The 18,100-nt window shown below is 69.7% G+C and carries 19 protein-coding genes; 13 read left to right on the top strand and 6 right to left on the bottom strand.

The annotated features are described in order from the left end of the window. Positions 1–49: 49 nt before the first annotated feature. The 3 genes from EJK15_RS37180 (at position 50) to EJK15_RS37170 (ending at position 4,052) form a co-directional block, all read left to right on the top strand. Positions 50–1,210 (top strand): AAA family ATPase, encoded by a 1,161-nt coding sequence (locus EJK15_RS37180; protein ID WP_138715163.1) that lies wholly within the window; start codon positions 50–52, stop codon positions 1,208–1,210. Between the two features lie 178 nt (positions 1,211–1,388). Continuing rightward, positions 1,389–3,740 (top strand): LuxR C-terminal-related transcriptional regulator, encoded by a 2,352-nt coding sequence (locus tag EJK15_RS37175; protein ID WP_138715162.1) that lies wholly within the window; start codon positions 1,389–1,391, stop codon positions 3,738–3,740. A gap of 33 nt (positions 3,741–3,773) precedes the next feature. Then, entirely contained in the window at positions 3,774–4,052 is a 279-nt protein-coding gene (locus tag EJK15_RS37170) for a hypothetical protein (RefSeq protein WP_138715161.1), read from the top strand. Between the two features lie 151 nt (positions 4,053–4,203). Here the strand turns inward: EJK15_RS37170 and EJK15_RS37165 are convergent, their stop codons facing one another. The 3 genes from EJK15_RS37165 to EJK15_RS37150 form a co-directional block, all read right to left on the bottom strand. Further along, positions 4,204–4,821, bottom strand: a complete 618-nt coding sequence (locus EJK15_RS37165; RefSeq protein WP_138715160.1) for a DedA family protein — start codon at positions 4,819–4,821, stop codon at positions 4,204–4,206. Positions 4,822–5,087: 266 nt separating this feature from the next. Beyond that, positions 5,088–5,774: a response regulator gene (locus tag EJK15_RS71135; RefSeq protein WP_171074736.1), complete on the bottom strand. Its 687-nt coding sequence runs from the start codon at positions 5,772–5,774 to the stop codon at positions 5,088–5,090. Further along, the gene (locus EJK15_RS37150; protein WP_276615467.1) at positions 5,746–6,231 is read right to left on the bottom strand and encodes a glycosyltransferase; all 486 of its coding nucleotides are present in this window, start codon (positions 6,229–6,231) and stop codon (positions 5,746–5,748) included. Before EJK15_RS37150 ends, EJK15_RS71135 begins: the two co-directional genes overlap by 29 nt. Positions 6,232–6,272: 41 nt before the next feature. Between EJK15_RS37150 and EJK15_RS37145 the strand changes: the two genes are divergently transcribed. The 3 genes from EJK15_RS37145 to EJK15_RS77815 all read left to right on the top strand — a co-directional run bounded on the left by EJK15_RS37145 (position 6,273) and on the right by EJK15_RS77815 (position 9,073). Then, complete coding sequence (locus tag EJK15_RS37145; RefSeq protein ID WP_138715158.1) at positions 6,273–6,845, top strand: helix-turn-helix domain-containing protein; 573 nt, start codon at positions 6,273–6,275, stop codon at positions 6,843–6,845. Positions 6,846–7,487: 642 nt separating this feature from the next. Then, a complete protein-coding gene (locus EJK15_RS37135; RefSeq protein ID WP_138715157.1) occupies positions 7,488–8,459 on the top strand; it encodes an alpha/beta hydrolase in 972 nt (323 codons plus the stop codon). A gap of 329 nt (positions 8,460–8,788) precedes the next feature. Then, a complete protein-coding gene (locus EJK15_RS77815; RefSeq protein ID WP_138715185.1) occupies positions 8,789–9,073 on the top strand; it encodes an SsgA family sporulation/cell division regulator in 285 nt (94 codons plus the stop codon). Positions 9,074–9,380: 307 nt separating this feature from the next. Here the strand turns inward: EJK15_RS77815 and EJK15_RS37125 are convergent, their stop codons facing one another. Next, positions 9,381–9,989: a hypothetical protein gene (locus EJK15_RS37125; protein WP_138715156.1), complete on the bottom strand. Its 609-nt coding sequence runs from the start codon at positions 9,987–9,989 to the stop codon at positions 9,381–9,383. 131 nt (positions 9,990–10,120) lie between these two features. Next, entirely contained in the window at positions 10,121–11,056 is a 936-nt protein-coding gene (locus EJK15_RS37120) for a quinone oxidoreductase family protein (protein ID WP_206061328.1), read from the bottom strand. A 104-nt stretch (positions 11,057–11,160) separates the two neighbouring features. On the opposite strand from EJK15_RS37120, the gene EJK15_RS37115 reads away from it, so the two are divergent. Then, positions 11,161–11,640: a MarR family winged helix-turn-helix transcriptional regulator gene (locus EJK15_RS37115; RefSeq protein WP_138715184.1), complete on the top strand. Its 480-nt coding sequence runs from the start codon at positions 11,161–11,163 to the stop codon at positions 11,638–11,640. A 258-nt stretch (positions 11,641–11,898) separates the two neighbouring features. Here EJK15_RS37115 and EJK15_RS37110 read toward each other — a convergent pair whose 3' ends face one another. After that, positions 11,899–13,284: a tetratricopeptide repeat protein gene (locus EJK15_RS37110; protein ID WP_171074735.1), complete on the bottom strand. Its 1,386-nt coding sequence runs from the start codon at positions 13,282–13,284 to the stop codon at positions 11,899–11,901. Positions 13,285–13,341: 57 nt separating this feature from the next. Here EJK15_RS37110 and EJK15_RS71130 point away from each other — a divergent pair, with 57 nt between their 5' ends. From EJK15_RS71130 to EJK15_RS71125, 6 genes are all read left to right on the top strand, one after another. Further along, positions 13,342–14,319, top strand: coding sequence for a hypothetical protein (locus tag EJK15_RS71130; RefSeq protein WP_171074734.1), 978 nt, complete (start codon positions 13,342–13,344; stop codon positions 14,317–14,319). Continuing rightward, the gene (locus EJK15_RS37105) at positions 14,316–14,564 is read left to right on the top strand and encodes a hypothetical protein (RefSeq protein WP_138715153.1); all 249 of its coding nucleotides are present in this window, start codon (positions 14,316–14,318) and stop codon (positions 14,562–14,564) included. The genes EJK15_RS71130 and EJK15_RS37105 overlap by 4 nt, the downstream gene beginning before the upstream one ends. A 68-nt stretch (positions 14,565–14,632) precedes the next feature. Continuing rightward, the gene (locus tag EJK15_RS37100; RefSeq protein ID WP_171074733.1) at positions 14,633–16,084 is read left to right on the top strand and encodes an alpha/beta fold hydrolase; all 1,452 of its coding nucleotides are present in this window, start codon (positions 14,633–14,635) and stop codon (positions 16,082–16,084) included. A 7-nt stretch (positions 16,085–16,091) separates the two neighbouring features. Then, entirely contained in the window at positions 16,092–17,210 is a 1,119-nt protein-coding gene (locus tag EJK15_RS76575; RefSeq protein ID WP_138715151.1) for a sensor histidine kinase, read from the top strand. Then, positions 17,207–17,866, top strand: coding sequence for a response regulator (locus EJK15_RS37090; protein ID WP_206061326.1), 660 nt, complete (start codon positions 17,207–17,209; stop codon positions 17,864–17,866). The genes EJK15_RS76575 and EJK15_RS37090 overlap by 4 nt, the downstream gene beginning before the upstream one ends. Positions 17,867–17,934: 68 nt before the next feature. Further along, positions 17,935–18,087 carry a hypothetical protein gene (locus tag EJK15_RS71125; RefSeq protein ID WP_171074732.1) on the top strand — a complete coding sequence of 51 codons (153 nt, stop codon included), beginning with the start codon at positions 17,935–17,937 and terminating at the stop codon, positions 18,085–18,087. Positions 18,088–18,100 lie beyond the last annotated feature (13 nt).

Below are 18,100 nucleotides of genomic sequence, written 5' to 3'. Positions count from 1 at the left end.
GGCCGGGTATCGTCATGCGCGTATTGGCCGGACGGCATTAAGCAGGTTCATGCTCACCACGCTCGCAGTCGAGAACTACCGGTCGTTGCGTCATCTCGTCCTCCCGTTGCACCGGCTCAACGTGGTGATCGGCGCCAACGGCAGCGGAAAGTCCAACCTCTACCGCGCGCTGCGGTTGCTGGCCGACTCCGCGCGGAACGGCGCGGTGGCCGCGCTGGCCAGGGAAGGCGGTCTGCCGTCCACGCTGTGGGCCGGGCCGGAGCACCTGGGCCGGGCCGTACGGGAACGACGTCACCCGGTCCAGGGGACGCGGAGGAAGGGGCCGGTCAGCCTGCGGCTCGGCTTCTCCGGCGACGAGTACGGCTACGCCATGGACCTCGGCCTGCCCACACCCTCCAGTTCGGCCTTCGCGCTCGATCCCGAGATCAAGCGCGAGGCGGTCTGGGGCGGCCCGGTGCTGCGCTCCTCGACGCTGCTGGCGGACCGCGGCAACGCGGTCGCCCGCGTACGGGACGCCGAGGGCGCCTGGCAGCCGATGCCGTATGCGCTGGGGCCGTTCGACAGCATGCTCAGCGAGCTGGCCGACCCCTACCGCGCGCCGGATCTGCTCACCCTGCGCGAGCTGATCCGCTCGTGGCGCTTCTACGACCATGTGCGTACCGACGCCCACGCGCCCGCGCGGACGGTGCAGGTCGGCACGCGCACGCCCGTCCTGGGGCATGACGGCGCAGACCTCGCGGCGGCGTTGCAGACCATTCGGGAGATCGGGGATCGCGACGCCCTGGACAAGGCGATCGACCACGCGTTCCCGGGCAGCCGGATCGAGGTCCGCGCGCAGAACGGGTGGTTCGAGCTCGCCTTTCACCAGCATGGGCTGCTCCGGCCACTGACCGGCGCGGAGCTGTCCGACGGCACCCTGCGCTACCTGCTGTGGACCGCGGCGCTGCTGACCCCGCGTCCTCCGGCGCTGTTGGTGCTCAACGAGCCGGAGACCAGTCTCCACCCGGATCTGCTCACTCCGCTCGCCGACCTGGTCGTCACCGCGTCGGCGCACGCCCAGGTGCTGGTCGTCACGCACGCCGCCACGTTGATGGCGGCGCTTCGCGACGCGGGCGCGAACGCCATCGAGCTGACCAAGGAGTTCGGCCAGACGCGCATCGTCGGGCAGGAACCCTTGGACGAGCCCGCCTGGCACTGGCCCAAGCGATGACCCTCACAAGCCGGACCAGCCGGTCCGCGGGTACCGGCGCAGGGCTGAAGCGGTCTCGTCTGTTGAGACGGTCACACCCGTGGGGCGGGTAGGTGGTTGAGAGCGCCCTGTCGGCGTACGGTCAGCTGCAGAGCCAGGTATTTGTGAACCGTGCGCGGGCCGATAGCAGTGTTCGACGATGGGCTCGTGGCGCGTCCGACCATGTGGGCTGTCGGCGAAGGCGGCCAAGGGCTTCATCGGCCAGACCCTCACCCTTGGCCCGGACGCGATCCATGATCTGCTGTCCGATGTCGCCGGTGCGCCGCCGGGGCCCGCGCTGGTGGAGCTTGCCGCCCAGGCCAGCGGCAATCCCCTGTACGTGCGGGAGCTGGTCGAGTCCCTGGTGCGGGAAGGCGGCGTGACGGTCGGCGAGCTCGCCGACCTGCGGAACACCTCGCTGAGCACCGTCCGGAGGTCGTTGGCCGCGGCGCTGGACAGCCGGCTGAGCTTCGTGCGGGCCGACGCGCTCGACATGCTGCGGGTGGCCTCGCTGCTCGGCCGGGAGTTCGCGGTCGGGGAAGTTGCAGCGCTCCTGGGCCGGTCCACCATCGACATCTCCGCTGATCTCCAGGAGGCGGTCGCAGCCGGGATCCTCGTCGATGCCGGTCAGCGGATGACGTTCCGGCATCCGCTGATCCGCCAGGCCCTGTACGACGGCATGCCGACGGCGCTGCGCGTTGCGCTGCACCAGGACGCGGCCCGGGCGCTGGACGGTATCGGCGGTGTCGAGCCCCAACGGGTGGCGCTGCAACTGCTGGAGTCGGGCCGCGTCGGCGACCGCTGGACCCGGCGCTGGCTCGCCGACACCGCGTCGGCGCTGGCGGTCAGGGCCCCGCGTATCGCGGCCGAGTTGCTGGACCGGGAACTGGAGCACGGGGTCGCGGACGAGCGTGACCGTGCCGCGTTGAGCGCGGCTCTTTCCCAGATCCTGGTCGGCGCGGGCGAGCACGAGAAGGCCGCGGTCCGCGCCCGGCAGGCCCTGGCGGTGTCGAGGGAGCCGGCCGACCGAGGGCGGATGTACTGGGTCCTGGCCCGCGCGCTGTTCAGCAGCGGTGACAACGACGCGGCGGTCGCAGCGCTGGATCAGGCATTGGAGCAAGACCTGCCCGACGCCTGGCGCGCCCGGTTGCTCGCCTCGTTGGCGATGTTCCAGCGGGCAGGATCGGGCGCGCTGGAAGCCGCGGACGCCACCGCGCGCCGCGCATTGGAGATCGGCGAGACGGCCGGAGACACGTTCGCCATCGCTTACGCGCTCACCGATCTGTGGCTCAACCACTCCGTACAGCGGCGCTACCTGTCCGCGCTGGACTGCGTGGATCGCGCGCTGGAGACGCTGAACGCCACCGACGACCACGCGGACCTGCGGTCCTATTCACTGCATGCCCGGATCTTCACCCTGCAGAACCTGAGCCGGTGGTCGGACGCCGAGGCGGCACTTCGGGAGGCGCGGCAGTTCCTGCTCGCCACCGACCGGACCGATGACGCCAGGTTCAGCGTCACCGCCGCAGTCCTCACCTACTGGCTGGGTCGGTGGGACGACACACTGGCGGAGCTCAACTCGGTCGACCAGAGCGTCTCCGCGATGATCTACCGGGGACTGCGCGAGCGCGGCCCCATGTGGCTGTGCCACGGCGTGGCCGCCCTCATCGCCGTCCGCCGGGACGATCGCGCCACGGCCGACGCGCACCTGCGGGCCGGACTGCGTCAGCCACCGGTCACGATCGCCGATCGCGAGAACACCGACTTCCTGCTGTGCGCGCAAGCGCTCGCCGCCGAGCAGAACGGGGACCAGCACCTGGCCCTCTCACACCTCGGCGATCTCCTGACCCGGGAGCCAGGCGAGATGACGCTGACCCACCAGTGGCTGCCGACGGTTCTCCGCCTGGCACTCGCCGTGGACGACGACTCCGCCGCCGCGGCCGCGCTGGAAGCCTGCCGTGCCGAGGCGGCCGCCGAGCAGGTCCCGGCCCGCGCCACGGCCGCCGCCGACTGGTGCACAGGACTCTACGAGCGCGATCCGGCACCGTTGCGGTCGGCGGTGGACCACTACCGGGCCGTCGGCGTGCCGGTGGAGCTGGCGGGAGCGCTGGAGGACCTGGCCGTCGTCCTCGCCGCACACGGGAACACGGCTGAGTCCAAGCACCTGATCGGCGAAGCACTCGACCTCTACGGCGGATTCGGCGCGGTCTGGGACATCCGCCGTGCCGAGGGGCGGCTGCGCCGGTACGGGATCCGCCGCGGCGTGCGCGGCGCCCGGATCAAGCGGCCCGCGCACGGCTGGGACGCCCTGACCCCGACCGAACACAAGATCGCCCTTCTCGTCGCGGCCGGCTGCTCCACACCCGACATCGCGCAGAGCATGTTCCTCACCCGGCGCACCACACAGACGCACATCTCCCACATCCTCGCCAAGCTCGGGAAGCGTAGCCGCGTAGAGATCGCCCGGGAGGCCTTCAACCGCGACCCCGCAGCCATTCCCACCGATCTCTGATACCGACCGCTGTCAGGACGCAGCGACCGGATCTTGCACGCGCGGTTTCTCAATGATCGGCACGAAGATCCGCGTGAGCTGATGTTGTTCGAACGTGCGACGCAGTTGTATCAGATGCTCGGCGATACGGCGGGCGAGGCTGAGTCGGTGTTCTCGGTGGGCTGTTTTCACCAGGTCGTACGGCGCGATCTCCCTAGAGCCATTCCCCTGCTCGAGCAGTCATACGACCTGGCCACGCTGGCGGGAGACCGGCATACCCAGTCGGAGGCGCTTCGGCACCTGGGGATTGCGACCATTCCGCAGGCCGGCTGAATGCCGCCGGGAGCGTTTGGAGGAATCGGTGCGGCTGCGCCGGGAAATCGGGCTGTGGGCTGGTGTCGCCGCAAATCAGGCCGGTTGTGGCAAAGCCGTAGGGTACGCGGTGACACCCCCGAGGGTCACCGCGTCCGACTGCCGCAGGTCCTCAACGGCGAGCCGTGTGGCGGCTCGTGCGCCGCTCGGCCAGCCGTACCCCGACGAAGACCAGCACCGCCGCCACCACCAGGGCGATCACCACGTTGCTGCCGATGCCGACGTAGGTCTCGACGAGCGACCAGTTCTCGCCCAGAAAGTACCCTGCCAGTACGAACGCGGTGTTCCAGATCAGGCTGCCGACCGTCGTGAGCAGGGTGAACGTGGGTAGCGGCATCCGCTCGACCCCCGCCGGGACCGAGATGAGGCTGCGGAAGAGGGGGATCATCCGGCCGAAGAACACGGTCTTGCGGCCGTGACGCCCGAACCACGCCTCGGTCTTCTCGATGTCGGACGCCTTCACCAGCGGCAGCTTGGCGGCGATGGCCAGCACGCGGTCGCGGCCGAGCAGCGCGCCGATCCAGTACAGCGTCAGAGCGCCGATCACCGAGCCGAGGGTCGTGCACACCAGCACATCGAGCAGGCCCATGTCGCCCCGGCTGGCGGTGAAGCCCGCCAGCGGCAGGATCACCTCGCTGGGCAGGGGCGGGAACAGGTTCTCCAATGCGATCGCGAGGCCCGCCCCAGGGGCCCCGAGAGTCTCCATCAGTCCAACGAGCCAATCGGTCATGCAGGCAAGGCTCATCGACGACACTGGGAATCACCTGGAAACGCGCTGGGATTCACCCGTCCGTACAGTGTGATGGTGATCGAGCTGTCGCCGTTTCTCGCCACGCGAGTGCCGGCCCAGCGGCGAGCGTCCCCAGGTCCGTCTGTGTCCCGGCGTGGCGACCATGCCGGAAGCCGGGTCCGGTCCCCGAGCCGGCGCATGGTCCTGGTCGAGCGGGACCGCGTCAGGGCCCCGTCCGGCAGGGCTGCCGCAGACGGGGAGGATACCTAGGACAAGGAAAGCAGCACGGTGAAGCGGGCGCCTTCGCCGGACGCTGTCCTGAGTTCGACGCGGCCGCCGTGGGCCTCCAGGATCGCGGCGGTGATGGCCAGGCCGAGCCCGGTGCCTCCGCGGGTTCGGGACCGGGTCTCGTCGGCCCGGTAGAACCGGTCGAAGATGTTCGGCGCGGCGTCCAGCGGCACGCCAGGCCCTTCGTCGATCACTTCCAGCACGACCCGGCCACGCGACTCCAGGCTGCCTGCCGCGGCCACCGGAGGTCCTGGGCGGTTGGCGGGCATGCCTACACGGACGTGTACGGGTGTGCCGGGCGCGGCGCGGCGCAGGATGGCCCGCGCCCGCAGGGCCAGTTCGCGGGCGCTGAACGGCTTGGTGACGTAGTCGTCGCTGCCCGCGGTGAAGCCGATGACCCGGTCCACCTCCTCCGTCCGGGCGGTGAGCAGGATCACCGGAACCTGGCAGGTCGCCCGGATCCGGCGCAGCACCTCGAACCCGTCCAGGCCGGGCAGCATCACGTCCAGCACGATCAGGTCGGGCTCCTCGCGGACGGCCGAGGCGAGGCCGGACGGGCCGTCCGCGGCCTCCAGGACCTCGAAGCCGTCCGCCTCCAGATAGCCGCGCAGCGTCATCCGGATCTTGGGTTCGTCGTCAACGACCAGAATGCGCTGTGTGCTCATGGTTCTCCCTGCCACGGGCCGTCGCGAGCTTGACCGCTTCCCGATAGAGTATTCCGAAGGTGTCCAGGGTGAGCTCGATGTCATGGCGGGCGACGATCTCACGGCTGGCTTCGCCCATGCGCGTCCGGCCTTCGGGGTCGCCCAGGATCGAGCCGAGGGCTTCGGCCAGGGAGGGGACGTCGCCGGGCGGGAAGAGCAGTCCGTTGCGTCCTTGGTGCACCAGATGGGGCAGCGCCGTGGCGTCGGCGGCGACGACGGGCTTTCCGGCGGCCATGGCCTCCATGGTAGCCAGGCTCTGCAGTTCGGCGGTTCCGGGCATGCAGAACACGTCGCAGCGGGCGTACGCGTCCAGGACCTCCTGGTCACTGACCAGGCCGTGGAAGGTGACGCGGTCGGCGAGGCCGAGCTCGCGAGCCAGGTGCTCCAGGTCACGGCGGCGGGAGCCGTCGCCCACGATCTCGGCCGTGACCGGGAGCCCGCCGGGCAGCAGGGACCGCCGTGGGGCTGAGCAGCGCCGAACTGAGACGGATCACCTGGACGACCGTCCGCGGAGATCAGGGGCTGGGCGCGCTGGTCTCCTGCTTCCTTTCCGGGCTCGCCACTCAAGCGGCGGACTGCGGACCCGAGGTGGGCGAGCGGCTCGCGGGCCACGCCATGAACCTCCTCGCGAGTCTGTTCGCCGAGCAACTCGGCCATGACGGGGACGGGAGCGCCGAACCCGATGCTTCCCATGCGCTGCTCCTGCGGATCAAAACGTTCATCGACGAGCACCTCGCCGACCCCGACCTGACCCCGGGGGCGATCGCGAGCGCCCACCGGATCTCCGTGCGCTACCTGCACAAACTGTTCCAAGGCGAAGCCACGACCGTGAGCCGCTGGATCAAGCAGCGTCGCCTGGAGCAATGTCGCGAGGAACTCCACCGCGGCGGGCGATCCGCTCCCAGCGTGTCGGCGATCGCACAGCGTTGGGGATTCCCCCATCCCGCCCATTTCACCCGGGCATTCCGGGCCGCCTACGGCATGTCCCCGAGCCAATGGCAGGCGGCGCACACCGCCGCCCCTGCTCGCTGAGGGGGCGGAAAGAGCCACGCCAGGAGGGCATACAACTCCCGGCGACGTGCTGCGGGCATGACGGCCCCCGCCGGCTCCCGCCTCGACCGGCCGCGCACCGGCGCGGCGGCCTCTGGGTGAACAACATCTGTGAGCTGCGGCGCCCCGGGGCGGCGTGCCCTCGGCAGCGTGCCGGGATCACCGACCGCGACTTCACCCCGAGCCTGAACCCACTGAGCGTGTCGACGAGTTCCAACTGCTCTGCCGCGTGCTTGTCCAGCAGCAGGTGCAGCCGTTGGAAAGTCGAGCCCCGCGTGATCCAGTGGCCGTCCTGTGGAAGACGCCGGCAGGAGTACATGCGCCGCGTCGTGGGCCCGGGCGCTGAACGTACCCTCACGACGGCGCCGACGAATGGAACGACCGGGTGCCGGCCGACCGTCTCGCGGCCAGAGGCGGACGGCTGGTCCGCCGAGTAGAACGGCTCAGCGGCGGGTGACGATCGGCGACACGTGCCATTCGCTGAAAAACAAGCAGCGGTGCGCTCGCCATCAATCACCGCCCAGGCAGTGGTCTTAGCGTGACGATCAACACTCACCGGGGGCCCTGCGCATGATCCGTGTCATGTCGCCAGAAGGGCCGGTGTACCAACCCCAGGAGATTGACATGTCCAATGCCGTCGAGCCGGTTCAGCCGGTTCTGGAGCCTGCTGCGGCTGCCTTCGCGGAGGCGACCGCCAATCCGCCGTACCTCTTCGACCTGCCGCCGGCCGAGGGCCGCAAGGCGGTCGACGAGGTACAGTCCGGCGAGATCGCGAAGCCCGCGATCGACGAGGAGTGGATCATCGTCCCGGGCGGTCCGACGGGCAGTGTCCGGGCCCGCATCGTCAGGCCCGCCGGCGTCAAGGGCACGCTGCCGGTGATCCTCTACATCCACGGTGCGGGCTGGGTGTTCGGCAACGCCCACACGCACGACCGCCTGGTGCGCGAACTCGCCGTCGGCGCGAACGCCGCGGTCGTTTTTCCCGAGTACGACCTCTCCCCCGAGGCCCGTTACCCGATCGCCATCGAGCAGAACTACGCGGTCGCGCGGTGGGTCGTGCAGCAGGGCGCGTCCAAGGACCTGGACGGTTCCCGCCTGGCCGTGGCCGGAGACTCGGTCGGCGGCAACATGGCCGCCGCGCTGACCCTGATGGCCAAGGAGCGCGGCGATGTCCCACTGGCCCAGCAGGTGCTGTTCTACCCGGTGACCGACGCCGCCTTCGACACCGGCTCCTACCACCGGTTCGCCACCGGATACTTCCTGCGTCGCGACGCCATGCAGTGGTTCTGGGAGCAGTACACGACGGATGAGGCCGAGCGCGCCCTGATCACCGCGTCCCCGCTGCGCGCCACCACCGAGCAGCTCACCGGTCTGCCGCCGGCCCTGGTCATCACCGGCGAGGCCGACGTGCTGCGTGACGAGGGCGAGGCCTACGCCAACAAGCTGCGCGAGGCCGGTGTCCCGGTCACCGCCGTCCGCATCCAGGGCATCATCCACGACTTCGTCATGCTCAACGCCTTGCGCGAGACCCACGCCGCCGAGGCCGCCATCACGATGGCCGCCGGTGCCCTGCACGCCGCCCTGCACGCCGCTTGACTCGGAGTGCGCCGCGTTGACTGGACGCGTCTCACAGCCAGATGAGCGATGCGTCCGGGGGGGCGTGTCCGAGAGAGGGCGGTGGTACCGCAGGAAGCATGCCGTGCAAGAAACCGCACCAGAAAGTCGAGCTCATGATGGAGAACCAACCTGGCCCGCGCGCCCCAGGGCCGAAGCCGAACGAGGTAGCCCCCTGTCACTGCGGATCTTCCGGATCGTTTGGACTCCTACAGGATTCCGCTCCGGGTGGAGTTCCGTTTCGACCGCGATGATCCCCTCGTCATCTCGGTCACCTTCCACCCGGCAGGTGGGCCTCCGTCACCTGGCGGATCGGCCGTGACCTTCTCCACGACGGCCTGCTGGCGCCGACGGGGATCGGGGACGTGCGGGTCTGGCCGAGTTCCAGCAGAATGCTGCGCAGGTTGGGGACGAGATGCCGGACGAGCTGTTCGTCCGACATCTCGGCCAGCGGTCCGCTCCTGAAGACGTGCCTGATCGACAGGAGAACTCACCGCGATCACCGCCCGTCCCTCGACGAGGCTGACCTTGCCCGACGCCGTGGGAGCCGACTCACGGCTTCGATCTTCGCCTGCCGGTTCTGTGTCCGTCCCTGAGCAGGAGGAACGCTGTCCTCAGCAGGCGCTGTGATTTGTTCCCTACTTCTGGGTCCCCCGCCGGGGGCACTCTTCTCTACCAGGCATTCGCGCTCTGACCTGCGGTTTCCCGGCCGCAGGTCTTTTGCGTCCCAGGGCCTTGATGGGCTGCCGAGGGCACCCGTATGCAGCCGTAGGACCATGATCACGAGATATATGCGAGATGATCTTGAAGGCACTTCTTCAGGTCCCCTCCCTGCTGAGCGAGCCCGAAGGCCGCCAGGCCCGACTATCCCGATGAGGCGGTAACTCTGGTCCAGTGGTGCGGCTACCGACGACGGGGGACGAAGTAACGCCGGTGGAGCGTGGTCTCGAACCACTCGACATCCAGACGGTGCCCCACCAGCGTGAACGCGAGCTCCAGGAAGGCACCCTGCCGCTCGTCATAAGGGTGCGGTGGGAACAGCGGCAGGTCCCCCAGGCGGTCGTCGAGGCCGCGGGGGTCCTCGCCTCCGGCGAATCGCGGGCCGCCACTGTCGACCACGGTCAGCAACCGGCCGTCGAACGCCCGCCTGAGGCTGAGCCGCGTGTTCACGTTGGCGAACAGGTTGAGGACCTCAACCCCATTGGCCGAGACTTGCTCGATCTCCGTCTTGCCATGCCAGCCCAAGGGCTCCATCACGACGACACGGTCGCCCGCACGCCCGCAGACGATCACGTGTGGCGCGGTCAGGTCGGGGTATGCCGGCAGTTCGCCTCTCGCTTCGGCAATGGTGCAGTCCCGGACGCTGCCCAGGTCGGCGCCAAACCGCCGCGCAACCTCTTCGATGTCGGCGAGCCCGACCCAGGTGAGACAGCAGGACTCGGCCAGGCCCTCCCCTGCGAAGAGCCGGTAGTTCTCGCCGAACCGTCCGGCGCCTGAGACCCCTGGCCGCATATCTCTTCCTTTCTAGCCCGAAGGTCAGCCCTGTTCGCCCGCGAATGTCCATGTCGGTCTTCATCGAACCCGTCCGGCGGCACGGGGTGCTTGTGGTAGCCGACAGCGCCCCAGGCAGATCCGGACTGGCGTCATCCGATCCGGACGATGCTCTTGCCGCGGGTCGCTCCGCCGGCGAGATCGGCGATGGCGGTCTCGACGTCGGCCAGCTCGTATTCGGCGGTGATGTCGATGCCGACCTTGCCGTCCCCGACCAGTTCCAGCGCGCGGCGTGCACTGTCGGCGAGCCGCTCGGGATGGGTCTGGCTGAGCAGGTTGCTGTTGTAGGTCAGCATCGACGTGCCCTGCATCAGCAGATCGTTGGCCGAGACCGAGACCGGCTCGAAGGTGGCGATGTTGCCGTAAACCACGATCCGGCCGTGCGGTGCCAGGCGCTCCAGGTTGGCCAGCCGGGCCTGGCCGCCGATGGGATCGAGAATCACATCGAAGTGCTCCCCGCCCAGCGCTTGGGGGAACTCCTCGCGGCTGAACGCCTGGTCATAACCGACCTTCCGCGCGTAGTCGACCTGCCCCGGATTGCCCACGACACCCACGACACGCCCCGCGCCAGCAGCCCGGGCGAACTGCCCCGCGAGCGTGCCGACCCCGCCGGCTGCCGCGTGGATCAGGACGCTCTGGCCCGGTCGGACCCCCGCGACGGTGTTGATCAGATCGTAGGCGGTGGAGGTGACCCAGCCGAACGCGGCGGCGGTCCGCGAGTCCACGGTGGGCGCCGGGATCGCCAGCACCGAGGAAACGACGACGACTTCCGCGAAGCCGCCTGAACTGGTCAGCGCGATGACCTGCTCACCGACGCGTGCCGGATCGACACCCTCGCCGACCGCGATGATCTGCCCAGATGCCTCGAAGCCGGGCACGAAGGGGCGAGGAGTCGGGAAGTGACCGTCGCGGATCAGCACATCCCCCCACTGAACACCCGCATAGGCGACACGGATCGCCACCTCCCCGTGCCCCGCGGTGGGCTCGGCGATCTCGGTCACACGGAACTGATCGTCGGTGGCGAGCACGACAGCCTTCATAGTTCACAACCTTCTTGGTTGACTCAGTATCCTGATACACAGACGCTAGCGAGTCTCAGGATGCTGAGTCAAATGAGGAAGCTGTGACAACCATGGCCGACGTGCCCGCCGAGGAATACCTGTGCACCAGGATCCGCCGAGCCGAACAGGCCCTGATGGCCCACCACGAAGCCGCCCTGCGTACCTATGGGCTGACCATGACCCAATACATGGTGCTGCTCAACCTCTCCCGCGATGACGGCATGTCCGGCGCCCAACTGGCCCGCACCTGCGGCGTCACCCAACAGAGCATGGCCACGGTCCTCACCGGCATGCAGGCCAAGGGCCTCATCGACCGGAAGCCATCGCCCGTGCACGCCAAAGTCATGATCGCCACCCTCACCGACGCCGGCCGGCACCACCTCGACGGGGCCTACCAAGAAGTCAACGCGCTCGAGAAAGCCTTCATCGACAAGTTCACCCCAGCCGAGCACAGGCAGTTCTGCGACCTCCTCGATCGAGCCACCGAAACTCTGATCGAACAGACCCCCCGACCCGCTAAGTCAACATCCCATCGCCCCCCATCGACCTGAGTCGAGCCGGGGAGAACCGCTGCCCGCCAACGTGTTACATCCCGTGTCCGCAGCTGGGGGAGGTCTTCTGTCCGCGAACATATGGCCGGGATGATCTTGAAGATGTTTGCCCAGGTCGTGACGGCTTCTGATGCTCTGCAGCATGAATCGAGTCCTGGCGAGGGGCACGCTCTGTCACCCAGTCCTCCGCAGCCGATCACCTCCGGCCTGATCGCCCGCGTCCGGATCCCTGCAAGGAACCCGAACACCAGACGCTTCCTAACTATGACGAAGACGGTGTCGGCTTTTTTCGGTCCAGCGGACCAGGTTGGTGCGGGCGGCTCGCGTCAGGGGATGATCGGTGCCCGAGACGCGTTCGCGGATCGGGAGCAGGTTGATCATCAGGTCGCGGGCGGCGACCGGGTCGCCCGCACGGCCGGTGAAGTCGGCGTGCGCCTCCTTGGCGACCAGGGTCTCGTTGGGGTGTTCCCCGCCCCAGGCCCGCTCGAAGAGCGGGATCAGGTTCGCGAGCCGGTCACGCGCCTCTTGCAGGTCTCCTGCTTCTCCGATCCAGGTGGCGAGGTCTCGCGATGTGGCCAGAGTCTCAGGGTGGTCCGGGCCGTTACATCGTTTGCGGAGCGATAGCAGTGCGGCGTACTGGTCACGCGCGCCAGCCGCGTCCCCGGTATGGCCGGTGAAATGGGCCAGGCAGCCGCGCAGAGTAAGGGTGTTGGGATGCTGGTGTCCCCATACCCGCTCGGCTGCGGGCAGCAGGGGGGCGCACATCTCGCGGGCGCGGACCGCGTCTCCCAGGTGCCCGATCCAGTTCGCAAGATCCATGCGCGCGTACAGCGTCTGCGGGTGCTCCGGGCCGAGGACGCGGTCGAGGATAGGCAGCAGACTCATGTAGTCGTCGTGGGAATCCGACCTGGCTCCGGCCTCGCCGGTCCACTCGGCGAGGAGGACGCGGAGGGTGAGCGTCTGCTCGTGCTCGAGGCCGAAGTGCCGCTCGAACAGGGGCAGCAGTTGGAGGTACTGGTCACGCGCGCTGGCGGCATCACCCGCCATGCCCGTGAACCTGGCCAGCCGTGCCCGCGCGGTCAGCGCTGACGGATGCTCGGGACCCGCACGCTCGCACGTGGTGTCGACGATGTGCTGCTGGAGTCGTACGGCGTTGACGTAGTCGGCGGTCGCGTCGAGGTAGTCGACGGTCTGGTTCAGGCCAGGCGAGCCCGCCGGCAAAAGGATCAGGGCGTGGGGTAACAGGCGTGCGTAGGCTGGCCAGCTGGCCGGGTCAGCGGGGCGGTCGGGCAGGGATGCCGCCAGTGCTGCGGCAGCCCGCTCGCGCAGCGCGGCGCGCTGCCGGTCATCGAGCTCGTTCATCGTGACCGCCTGCACGAGCCGGTGCACGGAGACGCCATCTCCGACCAGGCCGATCATGCTGTACGAGGCCAGCACCCCCATCGCTTCAGCCGCGTCCAGTTCGTCGGCCGCCACCGCGCGGGACAGCACGGCGCAGGGTAGGTCGTGGGAGGCAAAGCAGGCCAGCAGGTTCAGCAAGTCGACAGCCAGCGGGTTAATGTCCTCGATTCGGGACCGGGTGACCGTCCACACCTTGGCGATCAACCGCTCCGGATCGGCCCCGACCGCGGCAGAGGCGTACATACGGGCCGGCGAGCTGTGTAACAGATCCCGATAGCGGCGCACGCCGATGCCGGGAGCGTGCGCGATATAGGCGCCCGCCTGGGCCAGTGCGAGCGGGAGATCGCCCAGGCCGCAGCACTGCGGCAGATCATGGACTCGCCTCTTCCCCAGCGACGCCGGCTTGTGAAGCGCAGGCTCATCACTGGCACTGTCGTCACGGCCCTGGCGATCGTCATCGCGATCGTCGTGGCACCTGCCGACCTTGGGGGGATGCGGATAGGTCCGGATTCTGCTCACGCGCTGTCGTTCACCAAGAACGGCGACTACATCGACGTGCGCATTGTGGATCCTTCCGCGGATCCACAACGATTCCGCGATGAATTCGCTGCGCACGGCCTCGATGTCGACCTCAAGCTCTGGGCCGCCTCGCCTAGCGTTGTCGGCACCATAATCTCCGCGACAGTCAAGGACGGCAGAGGGCCTCAGAACCTGGAAATGCTCGAGTCGGCCGAGGGTCCTGGCCGGTGCGGGAACCTGTGGTGCAAGGGCGGCGTCCGCATCCCGGTCAACCATCGTGGCCGCATCGAGCTGATCTTCGGCCGCGCGGCCGGCCCCGGTGAGAAATACGAGATCCAAGGTGACCCCACCGCTCAGGGCGAGATCTTCGCCGGCCTCGACCTGCGCAACCGCTCTCTCGCCGAGGTCAAAGCAATGGCGCGAGAACGAAACGCAACGATCGCGAGGCTCTTCCAGGCACCACCGGAAAATCCTTCTCCCAATGACGATGCCTGGCTACAGGAGGATCATGAACTGTCCCCCGTGAACGTACCCGACACCTGGTACGTACACGAGGGGATCACCAGTCGCGAACCGGGAAGCGTCGACCTGGTCGTCGCACCTTGGAAGAAAAAGGGTCCACGCCCGATTCCCGCAGGCGACGCGCCAATCGGGGGTGCTGGGACTATTTCCTCAGGAACGACGCTCAGCTCAGCGCTTCGCACGTTTCCTGTGAGAGGAGGATCTGAAGAATCGAGGTCCGCAAGGTCGAGGCCGTGAAGGCCACCGTCAAGGACGGGGGTGGTCAGCCGTTCTCGCCTAGCGGGGGCTCGCGCCGAGAAGTCGGCCGCCGCTTCACCCGCCGGCATCCGGGCCGCGCGCTGGTTCCGCTCACCGGCCAGTTCTGGTGGGCGCTGTTCTGCGCCACACTGCTGCTCGGCCAGGAGTCGCTCGCGATCGTCCCGGCCTGCCAGGAGTACGTCCGCCGGTTCATCGCCTGGCGCCGCGGAACAACCGGAGGCTGAGAGACCGCCGCGCAGGATATGCCGGACGGCAGATGCCGGCGCGGGGCGCTCCGGGCGAGGTTGGTGTCATGAGAATCTCGACCAGAGCGCTGGCCGCCCTCATCCTGGGGACGGCGCTGGCGGTCACCCTCCAGGCTCCGGTGGCCGCCGCGCCCCCGGCCCTGACGTGGGCCGGGTGCGGCGACGGCATGCAATGCGCCAAGCTGACCGTACCGATCGACTGGAGACGCCCGCACGGCCGGAAGACCCAGGTCGACCTCGCGCGGATGCCCGCCCGCGACCCCGCGCGCAAGCTCGGCTCGCTCGTCGTCAACACCGGCGGCGGCGCGACCATCCAGCCCGTACGCGCCACACCCGCGGTCGTCTCAGAGCTGACCACCTGGTTCGACGTGGTCCTGATCGACCCCAGGGGCATGGGCGACAAGGGCAGCTCCGCGGCCGTCGAGTGCGACACACCGCAGCCGAGCATCGCGGGGCTCATCCTGGCGCCGGGCGAAGCCGGGTGGCGCGCCCAGGCCAGGGCGAACGCCGCCTACGACGCCTCCTGCCACAACGCCATGGGCGCCGCCTACGCGGGCCTGACCTCCTGGCAGGTGGCCCACGACCTGGAGGCGCTGCGAGCCACCCTCGGCGAACCCGAGCTGCGCTATTTCGGCAACTCGTACGGGACCGTGTACGGCCAGGCGTACTTGGAGCTGTTCCCCGCCAAGGTCGGCCGGATGGTGCTCGACAGCGTCCCCGACCACACGCGGCCCTCGCTGGAACGCTGGCTGACGGAATACGCCCGCACCGAGGAACAGCAGCTGGGGCGCTTCCGCGACTGGTGCAGGGCGGGATGCGCACTGGGCGGCGACGACGCGATCGAGGTGTTCGACAGGCTGCTCACCCGCGTCCCGCTCCCCGCGGGCAAGGGGACGGTGAGCAAGGAGGAGTTCCTCCTCGCGGTGAAGGAGGGGCTCGCCCCGCCCGTGTGGCCGCGCCTGGCCGCGGCGCTGCGCAAGGCCGCCGACGGCGACGCGTCGGACCTGGGGAAGCTGCGGCCGCTCCCGCCGGAGTCTCCCGGGCACCCGGCCGGCGCGATGCTCTGCCACGACTTCATGCCCGGCCTGCCCGGATACCGGGAGTTCCAGGCCATCGAGTCGCGGCTGCGCGCGGTCGCGCCCCGCATCGGCTGGATCCATGGCCGCTACCAGGTCGCCCGCTGCGTGGGCATGGGGAAGAGCCCCGCCTACCCGCCGCACCCGCTGCGGGCCGAGGGCGTGCCGCCGGTGCTGATCGCGATCGGCGACACGGACGTCAACACGCCGCACTCCGGCGCCGAGCACCTGGCCGCGCAGGTCCCCGGAGCGCGGGTGGTCAGGCACGGTGACGGGCACGCCGCGTACCTCATGCAGAGCGCGTCCGGGCTCGGGGCGACCTGCCTGCGTCGATACGTGCACGACTACCTGACCGCCGGCGCCCTGCCCCCGTCCGGGGCGCGCTGCCCCGGGGACCTGATGGCTAGGATTCCCCGGGGGTGAACCGAATGTGATCGGAGCCTGGCGGAAGCTGCCCGCGCTCGCGCAGGACGCCGCGCTGGCCCTGCTCACGACACTGGTGACCGCGGGGTATCCGCTGCTGGGCGCACCCAGCGGGCACACGTTCCTGTGGGTGATGCTGGTCTGCGCGGTGTGCGCGCCGCTGGCCCTACGCCGCCGCCTGCCGCTGACGGCCTCGCTGGTCTCGGGCGCGGTCGTCGTGCTCGCGCGGCTGCTCCACCAGCCGGAGGTCGGCGCATGGGTGACGGTGGCGGCGTTCGCCTCGGCCGCCTACCACCGCGACCATGACCGGTGGCTGCCCGCGGTGGCCGCGACCTGCTGGCTGGTCGCGCTCGACCTCGCGTACGGCGGGACCATGGAGGATCCGTCCGGGCTGGCGAGGTCGGTGGCCGCCGGGCTGGCTCCGGTGGCGCTCGGGCACATCCTGCGGCTGCGCCATGACCAGGCCCGGCAGGCCGAGCTCGTCCGGCGGGCGCAGGAGCGTGCCCGGATCGCCCGCGAGGTGCACGACGTGGTGGGCCACCACCTCAGCGCGATCCGGCTGCAGGCCGTGGGGGCGCGGCGGGGCACGCCCGCGGACGCCGGCCGGGCACTGGACGTGATCGCCGAGATCTCCGGCACCGCGCTCGGCGAGACCCGGCGGCTGCTCGGCCTGCTCCGCGAAGAGGAACACGCCGACACCGATCTCGGCCCGCTGCTCGCCCGCCTGTCCCGCCAGGGGCTCCGCGTCCGCCTGGACGGCGACCCGCTCCGCGATGAGGTGCCGCCCCGGATCCGGTACGCGGTGTACCGGATCGTTCAGGAGTCGCTGACGAACGTCATGCGCCACTCGGGAGTCTCGCACGCGGTCGTCCGCATCCGCCGCAGGTCCGGGGCCGTGGAGGCGACGGTGGAGGACGACGGGCAGGCAGTCCCAGAAGGCCCCGGCGCACCCGGTGGACCTGGCGTGCCCGAGGGCGGCGGGCTGCGGGGCATGCGTGAGCGGGCGGCGCTGCTCGGCGGCACGCTCATGGCCGGGCCGCGAGAGCCCCACGGCTGGCGCGTGACCGCCCGGTTCCCGCTCGGCGAACTCGGCGAACTCGGCGAAAAGGAAGGAGCCGACCCGTGACCATTCGCGTGATCGTTGCCGACGACCAGGCGCCTACCAGGGAGGGCCTGCGCCTGCTGCTGTCGCCCGAACCGGACATCGAGGTGGTGGCGACGGCGTCGGACGGGTACGAGGTCGTCGCGATGGCCCGGCGGCATCGGCCCGACGTCGTTCTCACCGACATCCGCATGCCGCGCATGGACGGCCTGGCCGCGATCAGAAACCTCGTGGCCCTCGACCCCGCCCCGGCCGTGGTGGCGCTGACCACGTTCGACCTGGACGAATACCTGTTCGGCGCCCTTCAGGCGGGCGCGGTCGGGTTCCTGCTGAAGGAGAGCGACCCCGGCCTGATCATCGAGGCGGTGCGGGGCGCCCACGAGGGGCAGGGCCTGGTGGATCCGCAGGTCACCCCCCGCCTGCTGCATCGGTTCGCGGCCACGTCGCCCCGCCCGCCGACCAGCGAGCTGGCCACGCTGACGCCGCGCGAGACCGACGTGCTGCGGCACCTGGCCGCCGGCAGCAGCAACGCCGAGATCGCCGGCGAACTGGTCATCTCACCCGGCACGGTGAAGATCCACATCGAGCGGATCCTGGCCAAGCTCGGGCTCCGTACCCGCGTGCAGGCGGCCGTCTACGCCCACCGGCACGGCCTCGTCACGTGGACGGATCTGCCCTGACGCTGCGGAGGGCGTCCGTTTCATTACTATCTGTCGGGTAGGTGCGGGCTCGTAGAAGGGAGATTGACATGTGTCTGAGCTGTGGCTGCGGAGAGCCCGACAACGATCACGGTAATCCGGCCAACATCACCGCACAGGATCTGCGGAGCGCCGCGCAGGCGGCGGAGATCAGCCCGCAGGAGGCCGCCGACAACATCCAGGCCGGAGCCGGAGCCGGATAGCGGCCCCGCCCGC

It is taken from the genome of Nonomuraea basaltis (assembly GCF_005893125.1).
Classification (GTDB): Bacteria; Actinomycetota; Actinomycetes; order Streptosporangiales; family Streptosporangiaceae; genus Nonomuraea; species Nonomuraea basaltis.
The sequence above is the reverse complement of the archived record's forward strand: the minus strand, read 5'-3'. Positions and strand labels throughout refer to the sequence as shown.

What these genes read in the sequence shown, in the direction of transcription:
- EJK15_RS37180 (WP_138715163.1), top strand. Translation starts at nt 50, where the DNA reads ATGCTCACCACGCTCGCAGTCGAGAACTACCGGTCGTTGCGTCATCTC.
- EJK15_RS37175 (WP_138715162.1), top strand. Translation starts at nt 1,389, where the DNA reads ATGGGCTCGTGGCGCGTCCGACCATGTGGGCTGTCGGCGAAGGCGGCC.
- EJK15_RS37165 (WP_138715160.1), bottom strand. Translation starts at nt 4,821, where the DNA reads ATGACCGATTGGCTCGTTGGACTGATGGAGACTCTCGGGGCCCCTGGG.
- EJK15_RS71135 (WP_171074736.1), bottom strand. Translation starts at nt 5,774, where the DNA reads ATGAGCACACAGCGCATTCTGGTCGTTGACGACGAACCCAAGATCCGG.
- EJK15_RS37135 (WP_138715157.1), top strand. Translation starts at nt 7,488, where the DNA reads ATGTCCAATGCCGTCGAGCCGGTTCAGCCGGTTCTGGAGCCTGCTGCG.
- EJK15_RS37125 (WP_138715156.1), bottom strand. Translation starts at nt 9,989, where the DNA reads ATGCGGCCAGGGGTCTCAGGCGCCGGACGGTTCGGCGAGAACTACCGG.
- EJK15_RS37115 (WP_138715184.1), top strand. Translation starts at nt 11,161, where the DNA reads ATGGCCGACGTGCCCGCCGAGGAATACCTGTGCACCAGGATCCGCCGA.
- EJK15_RS37110 (WP_171074735.1), bottom strand. Translation starts at nt 13,284, where the DNA reads ATGTACGCCTCTGCCGCGGTCGGGGCCGATCCGGAGCGGTTGATCGCC.
- EJK15_RS37100 (WP_171074733.1), top strand. Translation starts at nt 14,633, where the DNA reads ATGAGAATCTCGACCAGAGCGCTGGCCGCCCTCATCCTGGGGACGGCG.
- EJK15_RS71125 (WP_171074732.1), top strand. Translation starts at nt 17,935, where the DNA reads ATGTGTCTGAGCTGTGGCTGCGGAGAGCCCGACAACGATCACGGTAAT.